At 69.4% G+C, this 24,691-nt stretch carries 26 protein-coding genes; 5 read left to right on the top strand and 21 right to left on the bottom strand.

The genetic code is table 11. From position 1 onward, the window contains the following. Positions 1-6: 6 nt before the first annotated feature. The 4 genes from FF100_RS17575 to FF100_RS17560 are packed head-to-tail and all read right to left on the bottom strand — an operon-like array spanning position 7 to position 3,233. On the bottom strand, positions 7-735 hold the full coding sequence (locus FF100_RS17575; RefSeq protein WP_139036978.1) for an amino acid ABC transporter ATP-binding protein: 729 nt from the start codon (positions 733-735) through the stop codon (positions 7-9). Continuing rightward, positions 719-1,372: an amino acid ABC transporter permease gene (locus FF100_RS17570; RefSeq protein WP_139036977.1), complete on the bottom strand. Its 654-nt coding sequence runs from the start codon at positions 1,370-1,372 to the stop codon at positions 719-721. The genes FF100_RS17575 and FF100_RS17570 overlap by 17 nt, the downstream gene beginning before the upstream one ends. A 14-nt stretch (positions 1,373-1,386) precedes the next feature. Beyond that, a complete protein-coding gene (locus FF100_RS17565) occupies positions 1,387-2,070 on the bottom strand; it encodes an amino acid ABC transporter permease (RefSeq protein ID WP_139036976.1) in 684 nt (227 codons plus the stop codon). Beyond that, positions 2,067-3,233, bottom strand: a complete 1,167-nt coding sequence (locus tag FF100_RS17560) for a mannitol dehydrogenase family protein (RefSeq protein ID WP_139036975.1) — start codon at positions 3,231-3,233, stop codon at positions 2,067-2,069. Before FF100_RS17560 ends, FF100_RS17565 begins: the two co-directional genes overlap by 4 nt. Before the next feature lie 200 nt (positions 3,234-3,433). On the opposite strand from FF100_RS17560, the gene FF100_RS17555 reads away from it, so the two are divergent. Beyond that, positions 3,434-4,396: a GntR family transcriptional regulator gene (locus FF100_RS17555; protein WP_139036974.1), complete on the top strand. Its 963-nt coding sequence runs from the start codon at positions 3,434-3,436 to the stop codon at positions 4,394-4,396. Between the two features lie 327 nt (positions 4,397-4,723). Beyond that, on the top strand, positions 4,724-6,205 hold the full coding sequence (locus FF100_RS17550; protein WP_139036973.1) for a TolC family protein: 1,482 nt from the start codon (positions 4,724-4,726) through the stop codon (positions 6,203-6,205). Positions 6,206-6,546: 341 nt separating this feature from the next. On the opposite strand, the gene FF100_RS17545 is transcribed toward FF100_RS17550, so the two are convergent. From FF100_RS17545 to rocF, 12 genes are all read right to left on the bottom strand, one after another. Beyond that, positions 6,547-7,167, bottom strand: a complete 621-nt coding sequence (locus FF100_RS17545; protein WP_246102135.1) for a GDSL-type esterase/lipase family protein — start codon at positions 7,165-7,167, stop codon at positions 6,547-6,549. 533 nt (positions 7,168-7,700) lie between these two features. Further along, positions 7,701-9,848, bottom strand: coding sequence for a peptidase domain-containing ABC transporter (locus FF100_RS17540; RefSeq protein WP_139036972.1), 2,148 nt, complete (start codon positions 9,846-9,848; stop codon positions 7,701-7,703). 7 nt (positions 9,849-9,855) lie between these two features. Then, positions 9,856-11,139, bottom strand: coding sequence for an HlyD family secretion protein (locus FF100_RS17535; protein WP_139036971.1), 1,284 nt, complete (start codon positions 11,137-11,139; stop codon positions 9,856-9,858). A 21-nt stretch (positions 11,140-11,160) separates the two neighbouring features. Beyond that, entirely contained in the window at positions 11,161-12,117 is a 957-nt protein-coding gene (locus FF100_RS17530; protein ID WP_171070219.1) for an LpxL/LpxP family acyltransferase, read from the bottom strand. 149 nt (positions 12,118-12,266) lie between these two features. Continuing rightward, the gene (locus FF100_RS37140) at positions 12,267-12,410 is read right to left on the bottom strand and encodes a hypothetical protein (protein WP_171070218.1); all 144 of its coding nucleotides are present in this window, start codon (positions 12,408-12,410) and stop codon (positions 12,267-12,269) included. Positions 12,411-12,462: 52 nt separating this feature from the next. Continuing rightward, positions 12,463-12,606 (bottom strand): hypothetical protein, encoded by a 144-nt coding sequence (locus FF100_RS37135; protein ID WP_171070217.1) that lies wholly within the window; start codon positions 12,604-12,606, stop codon positions 12,463-12,465. Positions 12,607-12,658: 52 nt separating this feature from the next. Continuing rightward, entirely contained in the window at positions 12,659-12,802 is a 144-nt protein-coding gene (locus tag FF100_RS37130) for a hypothetical protein (protein ID WP_171070218.1), read from the bottom strand. 53 nt (positions 12,803-12,855) lie between these two features. Beyond that, entirely contained in the window at positions 12,856-12,999 is a 144-nt protein-coding gene (locus tag FF100_RS37125) for a hypothetical protein (RefSeq protein ID WP_171070217.1), read from the bottom strand. A 52-nt stretch (positions 13,000-13,051) separates the two neighbouring features. Then, entirely contained in the window at positions 13,052-13,195 is a 144-nt protein-coding gene (locus FF100_RS37120; protein WP_171070216.1) for a hypothetical protein, read from the bottom strand. A 52-nt stretch (positions 13,196-13,247) separates the two neighbouring features. Next, on the bottom strand, positions 13,248-13,391 hold the full coding sequence (locus FF100_RS37115; RefSeq protein WP_171070215.1) for a hypothetical protein: 144 nt from the start codon (positions 13,389-13,391) through the stop codon (positions 13,248-13,250). 505 nt (positions 13,392-13,896) lie between these two features. Then, on the bottom strand, positions 13,897-14,949 hold the full coding sequence (locus tag FF100_RS17525; RefSeq protein ID WP_139036969.1) for an ornithine cyclodeaminase: 1,053 nt from the start codon (positions 14,947-14,949) through the stop codon (positions 13,897-13,899). Next, positions 14,950-15,882 carry an arginase gene (gene rocF, locus FF100_RS17520; RefSeq protein ID WP_281287296.1) on the bottom strand — a complete coding sequence of 311 codons (933 nt, stop codon included), beginning with the start codon at positions 15,880-15,882 and terminating at the stop codon, positions 14,950-14,952. It abuts the gene before it with no gap. A 170-nt stretch (positions 15,883-16,052) separates the two neighbouring features. Here rocF and FF100_RS17515 point away from each other — a divergent pair, with 170 nt between their 5' ends. After that, on the top strand, positions 16,053-16,490 hold the full coding sequence (locus tag FF100_RS17515) for an Lrp/AsnC family transcriptional regulator (RefSeq protein WP_139036968.1): 438 nt from the start codon (positions 16,053-16,055) through the stop codon (positions 16,488-16,490). Positions 16,491-16,642: 152 nt separating this feature from the next. On the opposite strand, the gene FF100_RS17510 is transcribed toward FF100_RS17515, so the two are convergent. The 3 genes from FF100_RS17510 to ndk all read right to left on the bottom strand — a co-directional run bounded on the left by FF100_RS17510 (position 16,643) and on the right by ndk (position 19,710). Next, entirely contained in the window at positions 16,643-16,999 is a 357-nt protein-coding gene (locus tag FF100_RS17510) for a hypothetical protein (RefSeq protein WP_139036967.1), read from the bottom strand. A gap of 113 nt (positions 17,000-17,112) precedes the next feature. After that, on the bottom strand, positions 17,113-19,203 hold the full coding sequence (locus FF100_RS17505) for a molybdopterin-dependent oxidoreductase (RefSeq protein ID WP_139036966.1): 2,091 nt from the start codon (positions 19,201-19,203) through the stop codon (positions 17,113-17,115). Positions 19,204-19,287: 84 nt separating this feature from the next. Then, a complete protein-coding gene (ndk, locus tag FF100_RS17500) occupies positions 19,288-19,710 on the bottom strand; it encodes a nucleoside-diphosphate kinase (RefSeq protein ID WP_139036965.1) in 423 nt (140 codons plus the stop codon). A 362-nt stretch (positions 19,711-20,072) separates the two neighbouring features. Between ndk and FF100_RS17495 the strand changes: the two genes are divergently transcribed. Continuing rightward, the gene (locus FF100_RS17495; protein WP_139036964.1) at positions 20,073-20,576 is read left to right on the top strand and encodes a DUF2147 domain-containing protein; all 504 of its coding nucleotides are present in this window, start codon (positions 20,073-20,075) and stop codon (positions 20,574-20,576) included. Between the two features lie 16 nt (positions 20,577-20,592). On the opposite strand, the gene FF100_RS17490 is transcribed toward FF100_RS17495, so the two are convergent. Continuing rightward, positions 20,593-21,267: a glutathione S-transferase N-terminal domain-containing protein gene (locus FF100_RS17490; protein WP_139036963.1), complete on the bottom strand. Its 675-nt coding sequence runs from the start codon at positions 21,265-21,267 to the stop codon at positions 20,593-20,595. A 352-nt stretch (positions 21,268-21,619) separates the two neighbouring features. Between FF100_RS17490 and FF100_RS17485 the strand changes: the two genes are divergently transcribed. Next, on the top strand, positions 21,620-21,835 hold the full coding sequence (locus FF100_RS17485) for a hypothetical protein (RefSeq protein WP_139037073.1): 216 nt from the start codon (positions 21,620-21,622) through the stop codon (positions 21,833-21,835). A gap of 359 nt (positions 21,836-22,194) precedes the next feature. Here FF100_RS17485 and FF100_RS17480 read toward each other — a convergent pair whose 3' ends face one another. Further along, positions 22,195-23,829 carry a porin gene (locus FF100_RS17480; protein ID WP_139036962.1) on the bottom strand — a complete coding sequence of 545 codons (1,635 nt, stop codon included), beginning with the start codon at positions 23,827-23,829 and terminating at the stop codon, positions 22,195-22,197. Positions 23,830-24,691: the final 862 nt, after the last annotated feature.

Below are 24,691 nucleotides of genomic sequence, written 5' to 3'. Positions count from 1 at the left end.
TTGGTCTTACAGCCCGCTGCCGACGAAGTCGCGCAGCTCGGGCGTTTGCGGGTTGTCGAGGTCGCGGCCGGCCAGGGTCTCCCAGACCCGGCCCTGGCGCATGTAGATGACGGTGCCGGCGACGCGGCGGGCAAAGCCCATCTCGTGGGTGACCAGGATCATGGTCATGCCGCCGCGGGCCAGATCCTCCATGACCTTCAGCACCTCCGCGGTGAGCTGCGGGTCGAGGGCGGAGGTGACCTCGTCGAACAGCATCACCTGCGGCTGCATGGCCAGCGACCGGGCGATGGCGACCCGCTGCTGCTGACCGCCGGAGAGCTGCTCGGGGTAATGCCCCGCCTTCTCGGACAGTCCCACCCGGGTCAGGCACTCCATCGCCAGGTCGTGCGCGTCCTTGCGCTTGAGGCCCTTCACGCAGGTCGGGGCCAGCATGATGTTCTGGAGCGCGGTGAGGTGCGGGAAGAGGTTGTAGCTCTGGAAGACGATGCCGACGGAGAGCCGCAAGGCCCGCTTGTCGAGGGTGGGCGCGTGGATCGCGTGGCCGCAGACCTCGATCGCTCCCGCCTCGATCGTCTCGAGGGCGTTGATGCAGCGCAGCGCAGTGGATTTCCCGGAGCCGGACTGGCCGATCAACGCCACCACCTCGCCGCGGCCGACCTCGAACGAGACGCCGTCCAGGACCTTCAGCGGGCCGAAGCTCTTGTGGACGTTGGCAAGCTTAACGACGGCCGACATTGAGCCTCCTCTCCAGCCCGCGGCTCCAGGCCGACAGCGGATAGCAGATGGCGAAGTAGAACATCGCCACGGTCACGAAGATGATGAAGGGCTGGAAGATCGAGTTGTTGATGAGTTTGCCCGCCTGCGACAGCTCGACGAAGCCCACGACCGAGGCGAGCGAGGTGTTCTTGACGATCTGGACCAGGAATCCGACCGTCGGCGCGGTGGCGAGGCGCATCGCCTGCGGCAGCACCACCCGGGTCAGGCGCTGCCAGGGCGACAGGGCCAGGCATTCCGCCGCCTCCCACTGGGTCTTCGGCACCGCCTCGATGCAGCCGCGCCAGATCTCGCCGAGGAAGCCCGAGGCGTAGATGGTCAAGCCCGCTCCCGCCGCGATCAGCGCCGGCAGCTGGTCGAAGCCCGCAATGGCGAGGCCGAAATAGATCATGAACAGCAGGATCAGCAGCGGCGTGCCCTGCACCACCTGCACGTAGGCGGATGCCGCGCCCCGCACGACGCGGTTGCGCGAGATGCGGGCGAGCGCCACGCCGAAGCCGAGGAGGCCGCCGCCGACGAAGGCGATGGCGGAGAGCGCCAGCGTCCAGCCCGCGGCCTGGAGCAGGAACCAGAGGTGCTGGGGTCCGAAAGTGGGCATCGCTCCCCTCCCCGCTAGAGGGCCGTGCCGAGCTTGCGCCGGCGGGTGAAGACGAGGAGGCCGAAGCCCCAGAAGGCCCATCGCACCACGAAGGACAGGGCGAGGTAGACGAGGCCGACGGCGATGTAGGTCTCGAAGCTGCGGAAGGTGTCGGATTGGATGCGGTTCGCCACCGCCGTCAGCTCCTCGGCCGAGATCTGCGAGCAGATCGACGAGGCGAGCATCAGGAGCACGTACTGGCTGACCAGCGCCGGGTAGACCCGCTCGATCGCCGGGCGCAGCACCACGTGCCAGTAGATCTGGCGGCGGTTCAGCCCCAGGCACTCGCCCGCCTCGACCTGCGCCCGGTGGATGCTCTCGATCCCGGCGCGCATGATCTCGCACGTATAGGCGACGACGTTGACGACCAGCGCCGCGACCGCCGCGACGTTGGCGTCGACCCTCAAGCCCAGCACCGCGATGCCGAAATAGACCAGGAAGATCTGGACGAGCAGCGGCGTGTTGCGGATCACCTCGACATAGGCCCCCACGGCCCGCCTGAGCCAGGGCGGCCCGTCGGCCCGGGCGATGGCGCAGAGCGCGCCGCCGACGAAGCCGAGCACCGTCGCCACCGCCGAGAGCTGGAGCGTGAGCCAGACGCCGGCGGCGAAGTCGCGCCAGTATGGCAGCAAGGACGCGAAGTCGAATTGGTAGGTCATGCCGCGTCCGCTTGCGGGTAGGCGGCGGCGAGCGCCCGCAACACCGGGGCGGGCAAGCTGGCGCCCGCCTCCTCGACCCAGGCCAGGAAGGCGTTCACCCGCCGCGCGACCTTCTGGACGTGGTTCTGGGCGATGTCGGCGAGCCGGTGGTTCAGCGACGGGTTGAGGAACCGGTCGAGGGTGGCGGCGACGTAAGCCTCGGCCTGCGCCTCCATCCCGCGGGCGGCGAAGCCCGGCACCACCTCGTCGCGGTAGAGCGCGTCGAGCCGCGCCCGGACCGCCGGATCGGCGAGGATCGCGCGCACGGTCTCGTCGGCCGGCCGGCCCTCGCGCTGCCAGATCTCGGCGAGGACCGTGTGGCCGAGATTGAGGATGTGCAGCTTCAGCCGCTCGTAGGGTTCGAGATCGTCGGCGAGGACGATGCAGGGATGCTCGCACGGGAGCGCGAGGCCCGGCCGGCGCTCGATCGCCCATAGGGCGTAGGGCTCGGCCACGGCGCCGACGGGCTCGATCGGCTCGGAGACGATCCGGTCGACGAGGGTGTCGGTGAAGATCACGTCCGCGCGCAGCCAGGTCCGGAACTGCTCCGGCAGGCCGGCCTCCGTGGCGAGGTGAAGGACCAGATCCTGCAACACCCGGCCGTTGCGGTTGATCAGCTCGCAGGGCAGCACCGTGAGCGGGCGCCCGCCGGCCTGCCAGCGGCGGTAGAGGAGCTGGGTCAGCTTGCCGGGGAACGACGCCGGCGGCGCCGCCTCGATCAGGCTCGGACCGCGATCCGCCGCCGCAATCGCGTAGCCGGTATCGCCGGTATTGGAGAGGACGATCTCGGCCTCGTCGACGAACAGGGCCGTCACGGCGTCCCAGTCGGTCGTGGCCGAGAGGCCGCGGTCGATGCTGGTGACGGTGACCTGCCGCTCGACCGCGACGCCGTCCTCGATGCCACGGATGATCACCGGATACCCGCCCGGCGCCCCGAAGGCGGCGACGCGCCCCGCCCGGGCGGCGCTGCCGGAGGTCTGCACCACCGCGACCGGGCCGACCGCCTGGCCGGCCTCGCGCGCCTCGTGGATGAACAGGTCGGCATGGGCCTGCAGGAAGCGGCTGGTGCCGAACTGGACGACTCGCCCGGGCCGGGCGGAGGACGTCTCGTGGGCGGCGCTCATGCGGAACGCGCCGCGAAGGCGGAGATGCTGCCGTTCAGGGCCAAGGGCGTGTCCTCACCGGGTAGGTCTTATGTATTATCATGCATAAAGAACCGTGCGACCGTGGCTGTCAATCGGTTTTTTATGTGCGAAAAACCGCCGTGGGGGCGAGTGGACGAGTCCGGGCCGGCGTGCTGGAATCGTGCCCCTGGGAGGGCGGGATGCGGGCGAACACGGTCCATAAGCGGGCCTACAACCACTGCTTGTCTACGCTGGCGGCGCGGCCGCTCGGGTCCTGGGGCGTCTCGGAGGCCGAGCTGTCGGACGCGCTGGAGGTCAGCCGCACCACGGTGCGGGGCGTGCTGTCGGGTCTGGCGGCCGCCGGCATCGTCGGGACGGACGGGACGCGGCGGCGCCTGATCCGCCACCCGGTGCCGGAGGATTACTTCCCGGGCTTCGAGACCGAGACGGTGGCCGAGGCCGTCGAGCGCAAGTTCATGCAATGGGTGCTGCAGGGCGATTGCCGCCCGGGCCAGGTGGTCAACACCTCGGAACTGGCCCGCCTGTTCGGCGTCTCGACCACGGCTGTGCGGGAATACCTGACCCGGTTCAGCCAGTTCGGGCTGCTGAAGCGGCGCGAGAACAGCGGCTGGATCTTCGCCGGGGTGACGCCGGACTTCGCCGCCGAGATCTACGAGATCCGCGAGATGTTCGAGTTGCGCTCGGCCCGCCGCTTCGTCGAGCTGGCGCCGGACTCGCCGGCCTGGGCCGAGCTGGCCTCGATCGAGCGCGAGCATCACGCCCTGCTTTCCGAGATCGACGCGCGCTATCGCGACTTCTCGCGCCTCGACGAGCGGCTGCACCGGCTCATCCACGACACCTCGCGCAACCGGTTCATTCGCGACTTCTACGATGTGATCTCGATCATCTTCCACTACCATTACCAATGGGACAAGTCAGACGAGAAGGAGCGCAATCGCGTCGCCCTGCGCGAGCATCTGGACTACATCGCCGCCCTGCGCTCGCGCGACCTGCGCCAGATCGACCAGACCTGCCGGGCCCATCTGCGCACCGCCCGGGCGACCCTGCTGCGCTCGATCGCGGTCGGCCCGCTGGGCGGCGCGCCGGAGCGGGGGCGCGGGCCGGATGCGGCCAAGCCCGGGGTGGTCCTGCCCGCCGAATGACGCCGGAAAGCTCTCGATCTGGCCGCTCGGCCCGAGTATCGACCGGTCGCCGTTCCGGACATTTTCAATCATCATCGGTCGATCGACGCTGCATCCGCAGGGTACGGTCTTGATATGTCGAGAGGTTCGGCCAATCATCGTCGTCAATACGGCATCGTTGTCCTGCCCGGCCGAGGCCCGTGAGAGTTCGTGTCCGTAGGTAAGGCTTCCTTCACCCTGTTGCGCGAAGAAGAGAGCGGCCGTTCGCGGCGGCCTTGCCGGGACGAACCCTTCACGGGGGCGAAGCCTTGCGAGACGGCCGGCGCTCCCACATCCTTCGGAGATCAGATGCCGGTGCGGCGCGCGAGGTTGGAGGGGCTGGGCTGCCTCCTGGCGATCCTGGCGGGCGCTGCCGGCGCGGCGCGGGCGCAGAGCCTTGAGGAGGCCTCCGCGGCGGCGCTGGAGTCGAGCTTCGTGCTGCGGGCCGAGCGGGCGCGCCAGGACGGGGCCGAGGAGCGCCTGCGCGGCGCGATCGACGCGTTCATGCCCACGGTCGCCTTCACGGCCGACCGGCCGCTGCGCAGCCGCATCACCTACTCGCCCGACGCTGCGCCCCCGGTGGTCGGGCTCGACTCGACCCCGCGGCGTTCGCCGACGGTGGTCGGGCTCTCGGCGAACCTGCCGCTCTTTGACGGCTTCCGGCGCTGGAACAGCTACCAATCGGCCCGGGTGCTCGCCGAATCGGGCCGGCTCCTCCTGATCGGCCGGCGCCAGCAGGTGCTGCTCGACACCGCCATCGCCTATATCGCGGTGCTGCGCGACACCCGGATCCTCGCGGCGCGGGACGCGCAAGCGGCGGCGATCCAGCGGATTGCCGCCTTCACCGAGAAGCAGCTCGAGCTCAACGACGCGACCCGCACCGACGTGGCGCTCGCCCGCTCGCGGGTGCAGGAGGCCGAGGCCCTGCGGGTGCGGGCGCAGGCCGACCTGACGGCGTCCCGGCTCGACTTCACGCGGCTGACCCGCATGCTGCCCGAGAGGATGCTGCCGCCGCGCCTGCCCGACGGGCTGCCGCGCAGCGCCGACGCCTTCGCCGAGCTGGTGCGCAAGGCCAATCCCGACATCGCGGCGTCCCAGCTCGAGGCGGAGGCCGCGGGCTACCAGGCCAAGGCGGCGCTCTCCGACCTGCTGCCGAAGGTCAACCTGCAATTCTCGAAGGTCGCGCAGATCGGCTACAGCCCGGTCCTCGACCGGATCACCGACACCACGACCCGGGTGGTGGCGACCGTCCCGCTCTACGAGCCCGGCACCCTGCCGCGGATCGGCGAGGCCTCGGCGCTGGCACGCCAGCGCGGCTACGAGGCGCAGGACCGCGAGCTCGCGACCCTCACCTCGGCCCGCATCGCCTTCGCCCGGCGCCAGGCGACGGCCGAGCAATACACCCAGCTGGTGGTGCGGATCCGCGAGCTGCGCGAGACGATGCGGGGGTTCGGGATCGAGCGCGCCGCGGGCTTCCGCACCGTCCTCGACGAGTTGAACATCCGCGGCGAGCTCGCCAATGCCGAGGTGGCGGCGGAGATCGTGCTGAACGAGCGCGACGGCCAATCGCTCCAGCTCGCCGCCGCGGCGGCGCTCCTCGACGCCGCTCCCGGCGGATCGCCGGCCCGTCGCTTCGACGCGGTCGCGCCTCCGCCGCCCCCTGCCCTGCGTCGCTCCCTCGCGGGTGTCCCGCCTGAAGCGCCGCCGGGCTTGCGCGGCAGCAGCCCGCCGGCCGCGAGATCGTTCCCGGCGCCGGTGCTCCGGGTATCGCGGGCGGACGAGGCGCGGTAAGGCGGGTCGGCGGCGTTGGGCGAGACCGGGGCCCGATCCGGATCGCCCAGGTCCCCTCTGCGGGGCGCCTCATGCCATGGGCCCCGATCGCCGATGCGTCGAGGGATGATGCGATATCCGTGAGGTTTCTCCGAAAAGCGGATCATCAGCCCCGCGGTGGAGCCTGCGGCTCCGCACGCTTGAGCGATCACGCGGGCATCGTCTATCCCGCCGCGCCTTCGAACGGATCGGTTCGACGGCGCAAGGCAAGCCCGAACGGGCGCCGGCGCCGATGCGCCGGACGCCTTCGCATCGACGTGTCGATGCCGAGGCGCGAGGGTATGACTGCCCGGCGCCGATCCTCAGCGACCGCGCCGACCGAGCATCGCGCTGATCTTCGGCGCAATGCGCTGCGCGACCATCCCGTAGCCCTCGGCCGTGAGATGCTGCCCATCGGGCTGCCGCGCGGTGTCGGGAATGCCGGCGGAGAACCGACCCAGGAAAACCGCGCGATGTCGCATGGCCGCCTCGCGCCCTGCGCCGCCAAGCCCGTTGAAAACGGCGACCGCGATGCCTCGTGCCTGCAACTGCGTGATCAAGGCGTCGAGATTGGATGCCGATTGCGCCGGGTCGACGATACGACCGCCCTGCCGCCGGCCGCCCCGACCGTCGTTGTCGCCCGGCTGTAGGATCACCACCCTCGTCCCGTCCGGCACGCTCGACCCGAGACGGTTGAGCATGCCCTCGGACGTGTCGCCGCTCACGCCTGCATTGATGACCGAGACGTCGAGGCCCTTCGCGCGGAGGATGCGCTCCAGTTGTGCGGGGTAGGCCTCCGCGGTGGTGAGCTTCATCCCCTCCGTATTGCTGGCGCCGAGGGCCACGATGGTCGCCGATGCGGCCCGTGCGTCTTCTGTCGCAAGCGGCAATGCAGCCAACCCAGCCAGCATCGCCGTCACCAAGATGCGGCCAGTCACGGGCATGCGTCTGTCCTGCTGGATGAAGTATCGAACTCTCGTTCGCCCGCCACGATAAAATGACCTCCGGTAAAAATCTAGCCGCCGCGGGGCCCGCTCCACGTCCGCGGCGGCCCATCGTTAGGTCGGGCGGCGGGCCTTTCGCTCCGCGGGCTCGGCGAAGAAATTGTGGGCGAGAAGATCCTTGGCGAGAAAATCCTCGGAACGGCCGTTCCGGGCGCCGCTTATGCGGCTTCTGTCTCACCCCGGGGGGCGCCGAGCCTCGTCGGGCGAGCCGAGCAGGCTTTCCCCCTGCTTATACCCTCGCGCCTTCATCGACGTATCGATGCCAAGGCGTCCGGCGCATCAGCGCCGGCGCCCGTTCGGGCTTGCCTTGCGCCCTCGAACCGATCCGTCCGACGGCGCGGCGGTATTATGCCCCACGGCCTGAGATGCCGACGCGTCGGGCCGTTGCTCCATCTCGCATTCTCGATGCAACACCAGCGGCTTGGCGGCGATTCGAGAACGGGGCCAACGGTCGTCCTCAACGACCGTTGGCATTACGCCGCCTCCGGCACCCCGGGCTTCTCCGGCGGGCGCGGATCCTCGGTCAGGCGGCCGTTCTCGATCCGGAACACCCGGTCGACCTGGTCGAGCAGGCGCTCGGAATGGGTGATGAAGACCTTGGCGGCCTTCACGCCCTTCAGGCTCTCGACCAGGGCCGTCTCGGTCGCCGGATCGAGATTCGCCGTCACCTCGTCGAGGAGCATCAGCCGCGGCCGGCGGCAGATCGCGCGGGCGAGCAGCAGGCGGCGGCGCTGGCCGGTCGAGAGCACGCTGCCCTCCTCCGAGACGTGGGTGGCGTAGCCCTGCGGCAGCCGCTCGATCTCGTCGCGCAAGGACACGCGGATCAGCGCGGCCTCCATCTCGGCATGGGACACGGCAGGATCGAACAGCGACAGGTTGTCGGCGACGGTCCCGGCGAACAGCCCGTCATCGGCGAAGACGACGCCGAGATTGGCCCGGTACTCGCGCTTGCCGAACTGGCTCAGGGGCACGCCGTCGACCGTGACCGAGCCGGTGGCGGGCTCGGTGAGGCTCGCCAGGATCCGCATCAGCGACGACTTGCCGGAGCCCGAGGCGCCGACGATCGCGATGGTCTCGCAGCGGCCGACATCGATGGTGAGCGAGGCCCCGGTCAGGATCGGCTCGTCGCCGCGGCCGAAGCGGATCGTCACGTCCTCGACCTTGATCTCCCGGCGGATCGCCCGGTGGACGCCCGCCTCGTGCAGGCCCTCCTCCGGCGCCTGGCCGATGACGTCGTCCAGGCGGGCGACGTGGACCTTCAGGGTGGCGAGCTGCAGCAGGCTCGTGGTCAGGTGGTTGACCCGCTCGAAGAAGTCGCCGCGCAGCGCGATGAAGGCGTAGAGCGTGCCGATGGTGAGCGTGTTCTTGATGACGCCGGTGATGCCGAGATAGAGCGTCGTCACGGTGCTAAGCGCGATGACGACGTGCATCATGAGCTCGGCGTCGAGCCCGGCCTTCTTCGCCCGGAAATCGAGATTGGCGAAGCGCGCGAAGCTCTCGAACCAGGTCATGGCGAACAGTTCGGTGCTGTTATGCGCCTTGAGCGCGCCGATGCGCTGCAAGCCGTCGATCAGGCTGGCCTGCTCCTGCGAACGCGCCTCGAGCGAGCCGGCGGTGGCGCGGTCGAGGGTCGGGAAGGTGACGAAGCGCATCGCCAGCACCGCGGCGAGCGTGCCCAGCGTGATCGAGGCCATGACGGGCGAGTAGTAGTACATCAGCCCGACCAGCAGGAACGACGTGCCGATATCGGCGAACGACGTCACCAGGCCCCCGACCATGAAGTTGCGGATCGTATCGATCGACTGGATCCGGGTGACGAAGTCGCCGGGGTGGCGCAATTCGAAGTAGCTCAGCGGCAGCCGCAGCGCGTGGCCGACGACGTTGCGGGTGAACTGCAGCTGGAGCAGCGTCGCGGCGCGTAAGGAGATGTAGCCGCGCAGCCACTGCCCGAACGCCTCGAACAGCATCATCAGGACGAGCCCGGCGGCCAGCATCTGCATCAGGTCGAGATCGACCTGCGGGATCACGACGTCGAGCGCGATCTGGAGCAGCACCGGGGTGGTGAGGCCCAGGAGCGAGATCGCCACCGAGACCAGGGTGATCTGCCAGACCGTGCCGCCGAGGCCTCGAGCGCTGCGCAGGATGTCGAACAGCTTGAGCCGCCCGCCGACCTTGATCGCCTTGAAGTCCATCCGCGGCGCGAATTCGAGGACGATGCCGCCGAACAGCCGCTCCATGTCGGCGCGCTCGTAGATGCGCAATCCGAATTCAGGGTCCTGGACGTGGTAGCGGCCGCGGGAGATCCGCTCCAGCACCACGAAGTGGTTGCCGCGCCAGTGCAGGATCGCCGGCAGCGCCACCTGCTCCAGCTCGGTCACGCCGTCGAGGGCGTAGCCGCTGGCATCGAGCCCGAGGCTGTCGGCCAGCGTCACGATGCTGGCGAGCGTCATGCCGTTGCGCGACAGCGGGAACAGGGCCCGCAAGTAAGCGAGGTCGATGTCGTGGCGGTGGTAGTTCGCCACCATCGCCAGGGCGGCGAGGCCGCACTCGTTGGCCTCGTTCTGCAGGATCGCGCGCACCCGGCGCTTGGGCGCGAGCGCGCGCTTGAGCCAGTCGGTCATCGGATCATCATCCCCTGCCGCGCATCGCCCGGATCGGATCGAGCATCCAGTCGATCAGCCGCCGCCGCTCGACCACGATGTCGGCCGAGAGCGTCGAGCCGATGCGGATCGGCTCGTCGATCCCGTAGGCGCGCATGGTGCGTGACTCGGGCCGCACCTCGACCCGGTAGACGGATTGGCGCGCGGCGGCGGCGGCCCCGGCCGCGTCGCCGGTGCCGTCATCCGCGGAAGCGAGCATCGGGTTGCGCAGAGGCGTGCCGGAGATCACCGCGATCGCCCCCTTGGCGATGCCGAAGGTCTTGAACGGAAAGGCGTCGTACTTGAGCACCACCTCCTGCCCGACCTTGGCGAGCCCGATCGCCCGGGCCGGCACTTCGAGCACGATCAGGGGATCGGCCCGGGTGTCGCCGAGGATCGCCACCACCTGGTCGGCGGTGACCGAATCGCCGGGCTGGACGTAGAGGCCGGCGACCTGGCCGTCGGTAGGGGCCACCACGTCGATGCGCGACTGGGCGCCGAGCGCGGTGATCTGCGCCTCGATGGCGCTCAATTCGTTGCGGGTCGAGGCGAGCTGGGCGGCTTTCTCGGTGTCGCCGGTGCGTTGCGCCCGCAGGCGCTCCGACGTGCCCTGCTTCAATTCGGCCCGGCGGGCACGCAGCTCGGCGATCTGGCGGGCATAGTCGAGGGCGGCGCGGCGCTGGCCGTTGAGGGTCTCGCGGGTGGCGTAGCCCTGCTTCAGGTAGGCCTCGACCCGGGAGACCATCTCCTCCTGCTGGCGCAAGCCCTCCTTGAGGGTGCGCTCCTGCTCGTCGAGGGCGCGGACGACCGCGGCGACGTTGCGCTCGGTCTCGTCGCGGTCGCCGCGGGTCGACTCGAGATAGGCGGTGAGGCGGGCCGCCTCGGCGGCGAGGCCGGTGCGGCGCTCCTGCAGGCTGCGGAGCGTGGCGCCGACGGTCGAGACGCCCCCGGTCGTCTGCTCGCGCAGCTGCACCTGCATCAGGCGCTGGCCGCGCGTGACGGTATCGCCCTGCTTGACGGCGATCTCCCGGACGATGCCGGCGGCCTGGGCGTCGAGGCGGGTCAGGCCCGATGCCGCGGAGACGTAGCCGCGCACCGATTCCGAGCGGGCGAGGCGGCCGAGGAACAGGCTCGCCACGATGACCACGATGATCGCACCGAAGAACCACGCCATCCAGAGGCTGCCGCGGTCGTGCTGGAGGTGGACGGTGCCGCTGATCCGCCGACGCTGGAAACTGGCCTCCGCAGGGGGAGGCGCCGCGGGTTCGCTCATCGACTGTCCGCTCGCGAGACCTTACGCCGCGAGGGTGTGCGGCGCCTCCCCGCCTGCCGGAGAGTTGTCGTGCATCGTGGCAGACGAGGGTAAATAATCGGCGAGCGACGGCCAGAGATGCCACTGTTCCGGCCTGGCCGCGATCGCCGCCTGGAGGTGCCGGCGCATGATCTCGGTGACCTGCACGCGCTCCTCCGCCGCGCCGCCCCGGACCTCGAAGGGCTGGCCGATGGTCACCGTGTCGCCGTGATCGTCCATGGTGGTGGCGAGCGGCACCACGGTCGCGCCGGTGAGCCGGGCCAGGGTATCGGTGCCGAAGGCGAAGCGGAACGGCAGCCCGAACATCGGCATCTCGGCCGGCGCGCCGTAGGAGGGGGCGAGGTCGCAGAACACCACGATCACCGCGCCCTTCTGGGCAAAGCGCACCGCCGAGAGGAAATCGGCCCGCGCGCTGACGTTAAGGAACCGCACGTCGGCCCCGGTCTCGCGCAGCCGCTCGATCACTTGCGTCTCCAGCGCCAGGTCGTCGCGCTGGCGCAGCACCAGCATCGGCCGGCCGGGGAAGTACCGCAGCAGCAGGGTGGCGAGGCCGAGCACGTAGGCGCCCATGTGGAGCGGCGCCAGGATCACCGGCCGGCCCCCGGTGGCGACGCGCTCCATCACCTCGGGCGCGGTGATGGTGACGCGGTCCATGTCGCGCCGGATTGCCGCGACCGGGCGCCGGTGCAGGGCGCACCATTCGAGTTCGGTGGCGGCGTCGTGATGGTGGGCCGCCGCCGACAGGCGCAGGGATTCGCGGCGTGGCAGGCGCAGCACGCTCTCGAAGGTGGCGGCAAAGCCGGTATCGTCGCGCCGGCCCGTGAGGCGGCCGGGCAGCCTGCGCGCCGTCAGGATCATGCGCAGGAGGCGCCGGCGCCAGGCCAACGGCAGGCCGGCGAGGCGGGCATAGGTCCAGGGGATGGATGGGGCCGTATTCATCAGGCTCTGATCCTCCTCGACGATGGGCCCCACCCCGATCCGCATCCGGGCGAGACGTCAGCACCGGAGCGGGCGCCGCTCCGGCGATAGCCGTCACGCGTCAACAAGCGTCTAAGCGGGATCGGGCAATCCGATCCTGCTCAGCGGTGTCAGCACTTCTTCGACTTGGTGCTGCACGGGGTCGGGGCGCAGGGCGCCGGCAGGCAGACCGAGGCCGAGTGGGAGACCGAGATGCCGCCGCAGATCGTGCCGCCGGCGACAGTGGCGAGGGTCTTGGTGTCGAGCGTCTTCATGATGTCTCTCCTGTCGTCTTGCGTTGCGTCGTGCGAGGCGCTGTTCAGCGGCTCAGCATTTCTTCGACTTGCTGCTGCACGGGGTCGGGGCGCAGGGCGCCGGCAGGCAGACCGAGGCCGAGGCGGAGACCGAGATGCCGCCGCAGATCGTGCCGCCAGCGACAGTGGCGAGGGTCTTGGTGTCGAGCGTCTTCATGATGTCTCTCCTGTCGTCTTGCGTTGCGTCGTGCGAGGCGCTGTTCAGCGGCTCAGCACTTCTTCGACTTGGTGCTGCACGGGGTCGGGGCGCAGGGCGCCGGCAGGCAGACCGAGGCCGAGTGGGAGACCGAGATGCCGCCGCAGATCGTGCCGCCGGCGACCGTGGCGAGGGTCTTGGTGTCGAGCGTCTTCATGATGTCTCTCCTGTCGTCTTATGTGTCAGTCGTGCGAGGCGCTGTTCAGCGGCTCAGCACTTCTTCGACTTGCTGCTGCACGGGGTCGGGGCGCAGGGCGCCGGCAGGCAGACCGAGGCCGAGGCGGAGACCGAGATGCCGCCGCAGATCGTGCCGCCGGCGACCGTGGCGAGGGTCTTGGTGTCGAGCGTCTTCATGATGTCTCTCCTGTCGTCTTGCGTTGCGTCGTGCGAGGCGCTGTTCAGCGGCTCAGCACTTCTTCGACTTGCTGCTGCACGGAGTCGGGGCGCAGGGCGTCGGCAGGCAGACCGAGGCCGAGTGGGAGACCGAGATGCCGCCGCAGATCGTGCCGCCGGCGACCGTGGCGAGGGTCTTGGTGTCGAGCGTCTTCATGATGTCTCTCCTGTCGTCTTGCATTAAGTTGAGCGAGGCGCTGTTCAGCGGCTCAGCACTTCTTCGACTTGGTGCTGCACGGGGTCGGGGCGCAGGGCGCCGGCAGGCAGACCGAGGCCGAGTGGGAGACCGAGATGCCGCCACAGATCGTGCCGCCGGCGACGGTGGCGAGGGTCTTGACATCGAGCTTCTTCATCGGAGCCATCCTCATCTCCGGGATTATTGCCGCGTCCCGTTCGCAGGACTTGAGATGCCAGATGACCCGGAACGTGTCGATAGCCCCGATGGGATACGTAGGTCGCTGTTAACCAAAGCGATTTCCGAAAATGGATCCGGTACAAGACCTTACGCAAGGTAGTCGGAAAATGCGTAGGTAATTTCCTTGGGGAAGGCCTGTGTACAATCTCCCACCGGCCGGGGTCGGCATCGCCGTGGGACGGTGCCGCCGCGGGGCATGAATTCCCTGCTCGTTCGGTCTCCGGATCACCGCGGCGACGAAGAGATCCCACGTCCTCCCGAGGCATCGATTGCCGTTGCCGCAGCAGGACACATTCGCCCGGGAGGCGTCGAACAATCCCGGGACCATCCGACGATGAGGTCCCGAGCCTCACTGCATCCTCATGCCTGCAGGACGTGGCTTCAGGCCTGACAAGTTGCGAGACGTATTCGCCGCCGCGGCGGGTGATCGTGCGGGGGGCGGTTTATGCGACCAGGCGCGGCGGCCGCGCCCGCTGCAGCATGCCGAACAGGTCGCGCGGGTCGTCCGGATCGGCGAGGAGGTCGAGGTCGTCGTAGTACGGGTGCTCGGCCAGCAGGTCGCGCACGGTGCGCAACGCGGAGAAGTCCTCGATCGCGAAGCCGACCGAGTCGAACACCGTGACCTGCCGCGCGCTGATGCGCCCCGGCGCCGCGCCGGCGAGGACCCGCCACAGCTCGGTGACCGGGTGGTCCGGGGCGAGCTGCTGGATCTCGCCCTCGATGCGGGTCTGCGGCTCGTATTCGACGAAGAGGGCGGCGCGGGTCAGCAGCGCGGGGGCGAGCTCGGTCTTGCCCGGGCAGTCGCCGCCGACGGCGTTGATATGTACCCCCTCCCCGACCCGGTTGTCGCCGAGGATCACGGCGTTGCGCTTGTCCGCCGTCACCGTCGTGATGATGTCGACGCCGCGGACCGCCTCCTCGGTGCTGGCGCAGGCCGTCAGGTCGAAGCCGAGGCCGGCGAGGTTGCGCAGGCATTTGCGCGTCGCCGCCGGGTCGATGTCGTGGAGGCGCAACGTGTCGACCCCGAGGAGCGCCCGGAAGGCCAGGGCCTGGAACTCGGCCTGGGCGCCGTTGCCGATCAACGCCATGGTGCGCGAGCCCGGCCGTGCGAGGGCTCGCGCGGCGAGCGCCGAGGTGGCGGCGGTGCGCAGGGCCGTGAGGAGCGTCATCTCGCTGATCAGCACCGGATAGCCGTTACCGACATCGGCCAGCACCCCGAAGGCGGTGACGGTCTGGCGCCCGCCGGCGGCGTTCTTCGGGTGGCCGTTGACGTATTTGAAGCCGTAGGTCGTCCCGTCGCTGGTCGGCATCAGCTCGATGACGCCCTCCGCGCTGTGGGCGGCGATGCGCGGCGTCTTCTGGAAGGCCTCCCACCGCGAGAAGTCCTCCGCGATGGCGGCGGCCAGCCGCGTCAGCATCGCCTCGATCCCGACCGCGTGGACGAGGCGCATCATGTTGTCGACGCTGACGAACGGGACGACGTTGAGGGCCGGCATCTAGAAGCTCCGTGTCGGTCGGTCGAGGATGCGGCGGCCGAACAGGCTGGCGGCGAGGTCGGTCATCAGCAGGGCGGTGCGGCCGCGCTCGTCGAGGAAGGGGTTGAGCTCGACGAGGTCGAGGCTGCGCACCAGCCCGGAATCGTGCAGCAGCTCCATGATCAGGTGGGCCTCCCGGAAGGTGGCTCCGCCCGGCACGGTGGTGCCGACGCCCGGCGCGATGCCGGGATCGAGGAAGTCGACGTCGAGGCTGACATGGAGCAGGCCGTCCGCCGCCCTCACCGCGCCGAGGAAGTCGCGCAAGGGGGCGACGATGCCGGTCTCGTCGATGTCGCGCATGTCGTGCACCCGGGTGCCGCCGCCGGCCAGGACCGCGCGCTCGGCCGGATCGACGCTGCGCAGACCGATCATGCAGATCCGGGCCGGATCGAGCGCGGCGGCGAGCGGCGGGAAGTAGCCCTCGAAGCCCGGTCGGCCGGTGAGATAGGCCAGCGGAACACCGTGCAGGTTGCCGCTCGTCGTCGTGTCGAGGGTATGGAGGTCGGCATGCGCGTCGAGCCAGAGCAGGAACAAGGGCCGCCCCTCCGCCCGCGCCCGGAGCGCCATGCCGGCTACCGTGCCGGCCGAGAGGCTGTGATCGCCGCCGAGGAAGATCGGCCGCGCAGCCTCGCTATGCCGGAAGGCGGCCGCGGCGAGCGCCAGGGTCCAACCCGCGGTCTCGGCGAGATGGTGGATCGCGCGATTCGGGTGCGGCGGCGCCGCGAAGGATTCGGGGGCGACGGTGCCGGCATCCTCGACGGCGATCCCGAGGTCGCGGATCGCGTCGCCGAGGCCCGCCGCCCGATAGGCGCTCGGCCCCATGTCGCAGCCGAGTCGGTTCGTGCCCGACTGCACCGGGGCGCCGACCAGGATGCAGGATTCCGGATGCTTCACCGACGCGCTCCCGCCTGCCTTCGACCCTGGCCTTCGACCCAGGCCACGGTAGCAACCGGCTGCGTCACTCTGAATCCGGTAACCTGATCGATTTTTCAGCCGGATCGCGCAATTTGGAACGTATCATCGCGCAAAATGGCGGCGACAGGACCGGAATGCGGGAGCCTGAGATGGACGCGCTCGATCAGGCCCTCGTCACTCTGCTGCGGCACGATTGCCGGCGCCCGATCTCGGACCTGGCGGCGATCCTCAAGGTGTCGCGCGCCACCGTTCGGGCACGGCTCGACCGGCTCGAACGCGACGGCGAGATCATCGGCTACACGGTGGTGCTGCGGGCGGATGCGCAGGCCGCGGCGGTGCGGGCGATCACCCTGATCGCCGTCGAGGGACGCCGGGCCGGCGACGTCATCGACGCCCTGAAGGGGTTCGCCGAGATCACCTCGGTCCACACGACGGTCGGCACCTGGGACATCGTCGTGGAGCTGTCCGCCGGCAGCTTGCCGGAGCTGGACGAACTCTTGCGGCGGGTGCGCTTGGTGCCGGGCGTGACTACCTCGGAGACGCACTTGTTGCTGTCGACGCCGCGCAGCGCGCGGGCGCGGCTCTAGGTGGTTCACGCGACGGTTCTGCCAACCCTCCGCGTCATGCCGGGCTCCGCTTGCGCGGCCCCGGCATGACGCCGAGAGCGGCAGGATCGTCGCCAGAGAGGCGAATGGGCGTCGACGGCCGGTCGGGCGTCAGGCCCGCCGCCTCGCCCCGCTCAGACCGGGCGCTGCAGCTTGCAGCTGTCGATGGCGCCGAGGGCCTTCGCGCGGGCCGAATCGTTGAAGTAGCCGGTGGCGCGGTAGGCCTCGATCTCGGAGGCGTCTAGCGCACGCAGGGTGGCCTTGGCGTAGCAGCCGCAGGGGCGCTCGACGCTGGTCTCGGCGCTGTTCTGGAGCCGGGCCTGGACGACGGTGCAGGCGCGGCGCACCCGGGCCTCGAGGTCCGACTTGGGCGCGGTGCGCAGCGACGGATCGGGCTGGTAGGCTTCGAGCTGCGACGAGGACGCGCCGGCGAGGGCCGCGGTAGCGCCGAGCGCGAGGACACCGGCGGCGAGGAGGGTGCGGAGACGCATGGGAGAAGAGGTCCGTTGGGCTGCTTGTCGTCAAGCTCGACCGTTGGACGCCGAAACTCCCCGCCCGCACAAGGGCGGGCGGGCCACACCGGCAGGGGAAACGCCGCTCCCGGCTATTGCGGCAGCACCGCGATCGCCACCCGGTTGTCGTGGAAGGCGGCGCCGCCGAACGGAGCCGCCGCATCGGCCCCGGTGAGGGTGTTGATGCCGCGCCCGTCCGGATAGGCGTCGTTGGGCCAGATCGATTCGGCGATCAGCACCCCGCGGCGCAGGCCCGGAAACAAGGTCGCCCGCAGGGTGACGGCGCCGAGCGCGTTGGTGAGGCGCACCCAGGCCCCCTCGCCGATCCCGAGCGGTTCGGCATCCTCCGGGTGGATCATCACCGTCGGATGGCGCTCCTTGGCGAGCGAGGTCGGGGTCTCGGTGAAGCTCGAATTGAGGAAGTTGCGCGCCGGGCTGGTGGCGAGGCGGAACGGGTGCTCCACTGTCGCCGTCATCAGCGGCGCCTCCCAATGGTCGGGGAGCGGCGGCATCGCCGGTCCGCGCGGGCCGTCCTTCGCGACCGGCACGGTCGCCCAGTCGGGCCGGAAGCGGAACCGCCGGTCGGGATGGGCGAAGCCGTCGAGGAAGTGGGCGCGCTCGAAGGGCGGCTGGACGTCGAGGAAGCCCTCCTCCTCCATCTCCGCCAGGCTGCCGCGGCGCGAGGCCTTGAGCGTCGCGTCGATCAGCTCGCGCGGGGTCATGGAAAAACCCGGATGCTCAGCGCCGAGACGCTCGGCCAAGGCCACGATCACCTCGTGGTTCGACCGGCACAGGGACGGCGGATCGATGCGCTTGAGGCCGAGCTGGATGTGCTGCTGGCCGCCGCCGGTATAGAGGTCGTCGTGCTCCAGGAACATCGTGGCCGGCAGGACGAGATCGGCCATCCGGGCGGTCTCGGTCATGAACTGCTCGTGGACGCAGACGAACAGGTCCTCGCGGGCAAATCCCCGCTTCACCAGTTCCTGCTCGGGGGCGACCGAGACCGGGTTGGTGTTCTGGATCAGCATCGCGGTGACCGGCGGGCCGTGGTGCAGCGCTTGCCGGTCGCCGGTGAGCACCCGGCCGATCTGCGACTGGTCGAGCATCCGGGTGCCCGGCCGCACTGCGTCGAGCCCCTCGATCAGGCGCTTGTCGAGGCCGAACACGCCGCTGTTCGAGTGGAAGGCGCCGCCGCCGCGATGCTGCCAGGCGCCGGTCACCGCCGGGATGCAGAGCGCGGCGTGCATGTTGGCGGCGCCGTTGCGGCTGCGGGCGAAGCCGTAGCCGAGGCGGAAGAAGGTGTTCCGCGTCCGACCCACGAGATGGGCGAAACGCTCGATCTCCTCGACCGTGAGGCCGGTGATGGCGGCGGCCCAGGCGGGGTCGCGGCTCGTCAGGTGAGCTTCCAGCTCCGCCGGGCAGTCGGTGTAGCGGGCCATGTAGTCGCGGTCGGCGAGCCCGTCGCGGAACAGCACGTGCATCACCGCGCAGGCGAGCGCCCCGTCGGTCCCCGGCCGCAGCAGCAGGGCGAGGTCGGCCTGTTTCATGGTCGGGTTGTCGTAGATGTCGACCACCACCACCTTCGCGCCGCGATTCTTGCGGGCGGCCTGGACGTGGGTCATCAGGTTGACCTGGGTGTGCACCGGGTTGGTGCCCCAGATCACCACGCAGTCGCTCTCGGCGATCTCGCGCGGGTCGACCCCGCCGAGGCGGCCGGTGCCGGCGATGTAGCCCGACCAAGCGAGCGTGGTGCAGATGGTCGAGAACTGGCCGGAATAGCCCTTGGCGTGGCGCAGGCGGTTGATGCCGTCGCGCATCACCAGTCCCATCGTGCCGGCATAGTAGTAGGGCCAGACGGCTTGCGGCCCGTGCGCGGCCTCGGCCTTGCGGAATTCCTCCGCGACGCGGTCGAGCGCCTCGTCCCAGCCGATCGGTGCGAACTCGCCCGAGCCCTTGCGCCCGGTGCGGATCAGGGGCTGGGTCAGCCGGTCGGGATGGTGGATGCGCTCGGCGTAGCGGGCGACCTTGGCGCAGACCACGCCCGCCGTATAGCTGTGGCGCGGGTTGCCGCGCACCCGGCCGATGGTCGCGCCGTCGATCACCTCGACCTCGAGGGCGCAGACCGACGGGCAGTCGTGCGGGCAGGTGGACGTCGTCCGCTCGATCCGTGGCTGCGCCGTCACCGCTCGCTCCCCTGAATGGAAAAACCCCCGCCGCGTCGGCGGCGAGGGCTGTAGCCTAGCGGCGATTTCCCGAGCGGGAAACCGTCAGCCGACGATGTCCTTGTCGTCGAAGAACTGCTTGATCTCGATGCCGGCGTTCTCGAGGCTGTCGGAGCCGTGGACGGTGTTCTCGCCGACCGACTTCGCGAACTTCTGGCGGATGGTGCCGTCGGCGGCCTGGGCCGGGTTGGTGGCGCCCATCACCTCACGGTACTTGGCGACGGCGTTCTCGCCCTCGAGCACCTGGACCACGACCGGGCCCGAGGTCATGAACTCGACGAGCTCGCCGTAGAACGGACGCTCGGCGTGGACCTCGTAGAACTTCTTGGCCTGGGCGTCCGACATGCGGATGCGGCGCTGGGCGACGATGCGCAGGCCCGCCTCCTCGATCACGGCGTTGACCGCGCCGGTGAGGTTCCGGGCAGTGACGTCGGGCTTCAGGATGGAGAAGGTGCGCTCGGTGGCCATGGGACGTCCGTTCGAAGAATAGCGGTGGCGTGGGCGGTGGGAGGCCGCGCGGCACCGGACCCTGAGGTCCGGCGGAGCCGGGCGCGAGCGCCCGCGCGCCGGGTCCTGGAGCGGACGTCCGGCGCCGGGCTTATAGCGGCCGTCCCGGCGCCCCTCAAGCGCGGAAGGCGGCATGGGTGGGGTGCTGGCTGCGGCCACGCCGCAACACGGCCGAAAAATCGCCCCAAAGCTCGGGCTTCCTGGCTTCGACGTGACCTTTCGGCCACGCCGTCCGGTTCGCCGCGGCGGCGTCGCTCATCCCCTTCCGCGCGCCGGCGGCCCCTTGCCGGGCGCCCGACCGCGGACAGCCAGGAGGCTCCAGCATGCGCTCGATCCTGATCCCGACCCTCGCCGCCTCCCTGCTCTCGGCGGGCGCCGCCGCCGCGGCCCCCGCCGGCGACCCCTCGGGCACCTGGCTCACCGAGGACGGCCGGGCCAAGATCAAGATCGAAAAGTGCGGCCCGGGGGCGGCCCATGCCTGCGGCAAGGTGGTGTGGCTGAAGACGCCGCTGAACGACCAGGGCCAGCCGCGCACCGACATCAAGAATCCCGACCCGAAGAAGCGCAGCCGCCCGGTGATCGGCCTGACCCTGATGGACGGGCTGAAGCCCGAGGACGGCGCCTTCAAGGGCCAGATCTACAATGCCGAGGAAGGCAAGATCTACGACGTCTCGGTCAGCCGCGAGAGCGCGAGCGAGCTGGCGATCTCCGGGTGCATGCTGAAGATCCTGTGCGGCTCGCAGACCTGGACCAAGGCCCCGGACGAGTTCGCGCAGGTCGCGCCCGTCCCCGCGAAGGCGAAGCCGGCCGCCAAGCCCGCCGAGTGAGCCTCGCTCCCGCGCGTCAGGCGCGGGAGGCCGGGCCCGGCTCGTCCGGGGCCGGCTTGAGCCGGAAGCCGCGCAGGACCGCCGGCCGCGCCTTCATCCGCTCGATCCAGGCCGCGACGTGCGGGAAGGCCGCGAGGTCCTGGCCCTGGCGCTCCCACAGCTTGGCCCAGGGCAGGATCGCGATGTCGGCGATGGTGTAGTCTGCGCCGGCGACGTGGGGATGGCGGGCGAGCTGGGCGTCGAGGGTGGCGTAGAGCTTCGTCGTCGCCGCGGTGAAGCGCTCGATCGCGTAGGGAATCTTGTCCGAGGCGTAGATGCGGAAATGGTGGGTCTGGCCGAGGGTCGGGCCGAAATTCGCCGCTTGCCAGAACAGCCAGATATCGACGGCGATCCGGGCCCGCGCCTCGGCCGGGTAGAACAGGCCGGTCTTGCGGGCCAGGTACTGCAGGATCGCGTTCGACTCGAACACCGTGATCGGCTCACCCCCCGGCCCGTCCGGATCGACGATGACCGGGATCTTGCCGTGCGGCGCCACCGCCAGGAACTCGGGCGCTCCCTGCGCGCCCTTGCCGATGTTGATCGGCACCATGCGGTACGGCAGGCCGCATTCCTCGAGCATGATCGAGGCTTTCCAGCCGTTGGGCGTCGTCCAGTAGTAGAGGTCGATCGGCGGCGTCGTCACGGCCGACATGCGGCTGGTCCTTCTCGCACGGCGGGGACGGGACACGTCCGTCGCGCATCGGGCTTCCCGATCAGGTAAACAGGGCCGGGGCTACCCTGTACAGGGTGAAGGTTGTCTCAATCACCGAACGCGCGGCTTTGTCCGCGTGGCGGAACGGAGGGGCCGGACCATTGTCCTATCCTTCGCCCGATCTCTTGCCGTTGCGTCACCGTGTGGCAAGGTCGGCGTCGCGCCAGCCGATCCGGTGGTGCCCGTCCGGCGAGTCCTCCCGATGACCCCTCCCCTCATCCGCGCGATCCTGGCAGCCCTGCTGGTCGCCGCGCCCGCCTGTGCCGTCGCGCAAACCGGATCCGGTGAAGCGATGTCCAGCCACGTGGTTCCTGGTCAAGCCGAGCCGGGCGCCGAGGCGAAGCGGCGTCGTGAGCCGAGCGCCCGGAGCCTCGCGGCCCGCGAGCGCCAGCGCCGATGTGGCGCCGAGTGGCGCGCGCTCGGTCGCCCCGAGAAGGAGGCCCAGGGACCGCGTTGGCCGCAATACTACAGCAAATGCGTCCGCCGGCTGAAGGAGCAGCGGGCCTGAGCCGTCGCGATGCCTCCGGCCGACCGATGGTGAGCTGACCGGTTTTCCAGCCTCCTGCCGCAGTCGCTCCCCCAGTCGGGCCGCCTGCGCGGCCCGCAGGGACGCATCAGACCCTGGCAGCGCTTTGTTAGCTCTTAGGCGATTGGCGCATTTTGATCTTCACGTTCTTTGCGATAGCGATTTTTGTTAGTTGAATCGACCTGTATGGGATGCTACAACAAGCACATCCTGAGTTTCGAGACCCAGGGCACCTGCAAGGCGCACTCATCGAGTGCGCCTTTTTTCTTGTCTTCATGGCACGAGACGAAAAAAGGGCCCCGGCTTTCGCCGGGACCCCCGATATTGAACGTCAGATGAGCTTAGAAGTCGCGCTGGACGCGCATGCGGATCTGGAACGTGTCGGTCGCGTTGGTGGTCGGCAGGACGCCGCCGCCGGCGACGACCGGCTGGCCGTTCACGACGTTGACGACGTTGGCGCCGCCGAAGCCCGGAGCCTTGTTCTGGTCGATGACGCGACCGCTCTGCAGGGCCAGGCGGGCGTAGTTGCCCTCGAGGCCGATATCGAGGTCACGCACCGGCGACCAGATCAGGCTCGCGCCGGCAACGATCTGGTTGGTGTCGCGCAGCTGGTTCGTGAACGCGAAGCCAGGAGCGAACGGGCTCGGCAGCGGCGAGGTCGCGAAGCCGCTGGCCTGGTTCACGAGGCCGAGGTTGGCGCGGCTGGTCTTGCCGTACGACATCTCGCCGTAGCTGCCGAACACCGCCGAACGCCACTCGGGGGTCCAGTAGTGCAGGTAGGCCGCGGTGACGGTCCAGGAGGTCGACAGGTCGAGCTTACCCGTCAGCGGATCGACCACCGCGTCGACGAGCGAGGTGCCGAAGGTGGTGCCAGTGGCGAGCGAGGCGAAGTTGGTGTAGCTGCCCAGCCACATGTTGTAGCCGGTGGCGCGGGTGGTGCCCTCGCCGTAGGAGCCCTGCAGGTAGAGCAGGTCGCCCGGGGCGATGAACGGCATGTTGAGCTTCAGGCCGCCCTGGATCGCCCAGCCGTACTCGCTGGCCGGACGGGGAGCGACGGCACCGATGGTCGAGGTGCCATTGAAGCCGCGCACGGCGGAGGCATTGGCGGTGTTGATCTCGTGCACGAGAGCCGAGACCTGCGCCGAGCCCCAGGCGGCGTCGTAGCGGAGCGCGCCGACGAAGTCGGGCAGGCGGTTGCGCTGGACGACGTCGTAGTCGGCGATGATCGGCTGGCCGAAGGCGTTGGTGCCGAGCACCGGGGTGAAGTTGCCGGCGCCCGGCTGGAACACCTGGAAGGCGGTGAAGGTCGAGCCGCCGCTGGCGCTGCCGTAGATCGGGGTCTTGCGGAGCAGCGGGTCTTCCATCGACAGGGTCGCCGAGAAGCCCTGACCGAACGTCGCCGTGTAGGCGAGCAGGTTGGTCGAGGCGTTGTCGGAGCCGAGCGACGAGCCGATGAACTCGAGGTCGTGGGCGTAGAAGTCGAAGAACGAGGCCGCGCGACCGGCGGTGAAGCCGGCGAACTGGATGAAGGCCTTGTCGAGGCCCACGTAGTTGGTGACGCGGCCGAAGGTGTCGACGCCGAGCGCCGGGAAGCCGGTGCCGGCCAGACGCGAGGTGCCCGAGGCGAGGAACGGACCGGTGCCGTAGGCCAGATCCATACGCACGAAGGCGCGCAGGGTGCCGTAGGCGGTCGACGTACGGGCGTCGAGGTTCAGGCGGCCGAGGCCCTGGTAGCCGGTCAGGTCGCCCGAGCGGGCATAGGCCTGCAGGTAGGTGGCCTGGAACCGGGCGCGGCCGGAGACGCGCAGGCAGGTATCGGTGCCCGGGATGTAGAAGAAGCCGGCGCCGTGCGTCGCGCAGACGCGCACGTACTCGACGGGGGCGGCCTTCTTGATCGGCAGATCAGCGGCTTGGGCACCAGCAACGACGGTCAGGCCAGCGGCCGAACCCAGCAGAAGGCTCTTCACGAGCTTCATTGAGACCTCCAAGATTTCGGACCCGAAAGGGGTGAACGACTCTGTTCCGAAGACCTCGCCGGCCTCGAGACCATGTCCCTCTTATGCCCCTGGAGATCCGGCGGCCGTACCGACCTGCCGAACCGCACCGGATCTCATCCGGTGCGGAGGAACATTCTTTCATGACGCTGAGTTGATCAATCTCTCCCAAGAACTAACACGCCGTCACGGGTCCCTTGGGGCATGATTGTGGCAGAATCAACACATTTTTACATGGGAGTGCTCGAGATATACTTTAAGAGCTAACTAAATCAATAAGATCTGACAAGGCGCCATGGTAAGTTACACGGCATCACAAATATGAACTAACATAGCATAATTTTCGAATAATTTGTCAGAATAAACGAAATTATGATATGTTAGTGCAAATGTTACATCTTAGATAACACTATTTTATGCAGTGAATCACATTTCCCGATGGTTTCTAACCAATATTAATCGATGCATATTATTGAAATTTACCTGTATTCGTCCGGGGATCCGATCCGCGGCTGTCCCGAGCCGGCGCGTGTCCCGCTCCTCCCTGCCATCGGATCGGCGGGGTACCGAGAGGCGCCGGGCCATGCCGATCCCGCCCTCGCGGGACGACGGATCGCGCCGTCCTCTCGGGCAGCCTCGGCAGACCGGCACCATGACGGTCCGGCCGGGCGAGTCGGGTCGGGGGCGGCGTGCAGCCAGCGGCCTCGACGGCAGGGCCGGCGACGCGCAGGATCGTGGCCCGGTTCGCTGCATTCGCGCAGTGCTCGTCCGGCGTCAGGCCGCGTTGCTCGCCCCTCTCCTGTTCGGACGCAGGCACTTTATTGGGGGGCAAGTCGATCATGAC

The organism is Methylobacterium terricola (assembly GCF_006151805.1).
GTDB lineage: Bacteria > Pseudomonadota > Alphaproteobacteria > Rhizobiales > Beijerinckiaceae > Methylobacterium > Methylobacterium terricola.
Note: the sequence above shows the minus strand (reverse complement) of the source record. Positions and strands in the feature narration are given on the sequence as shown.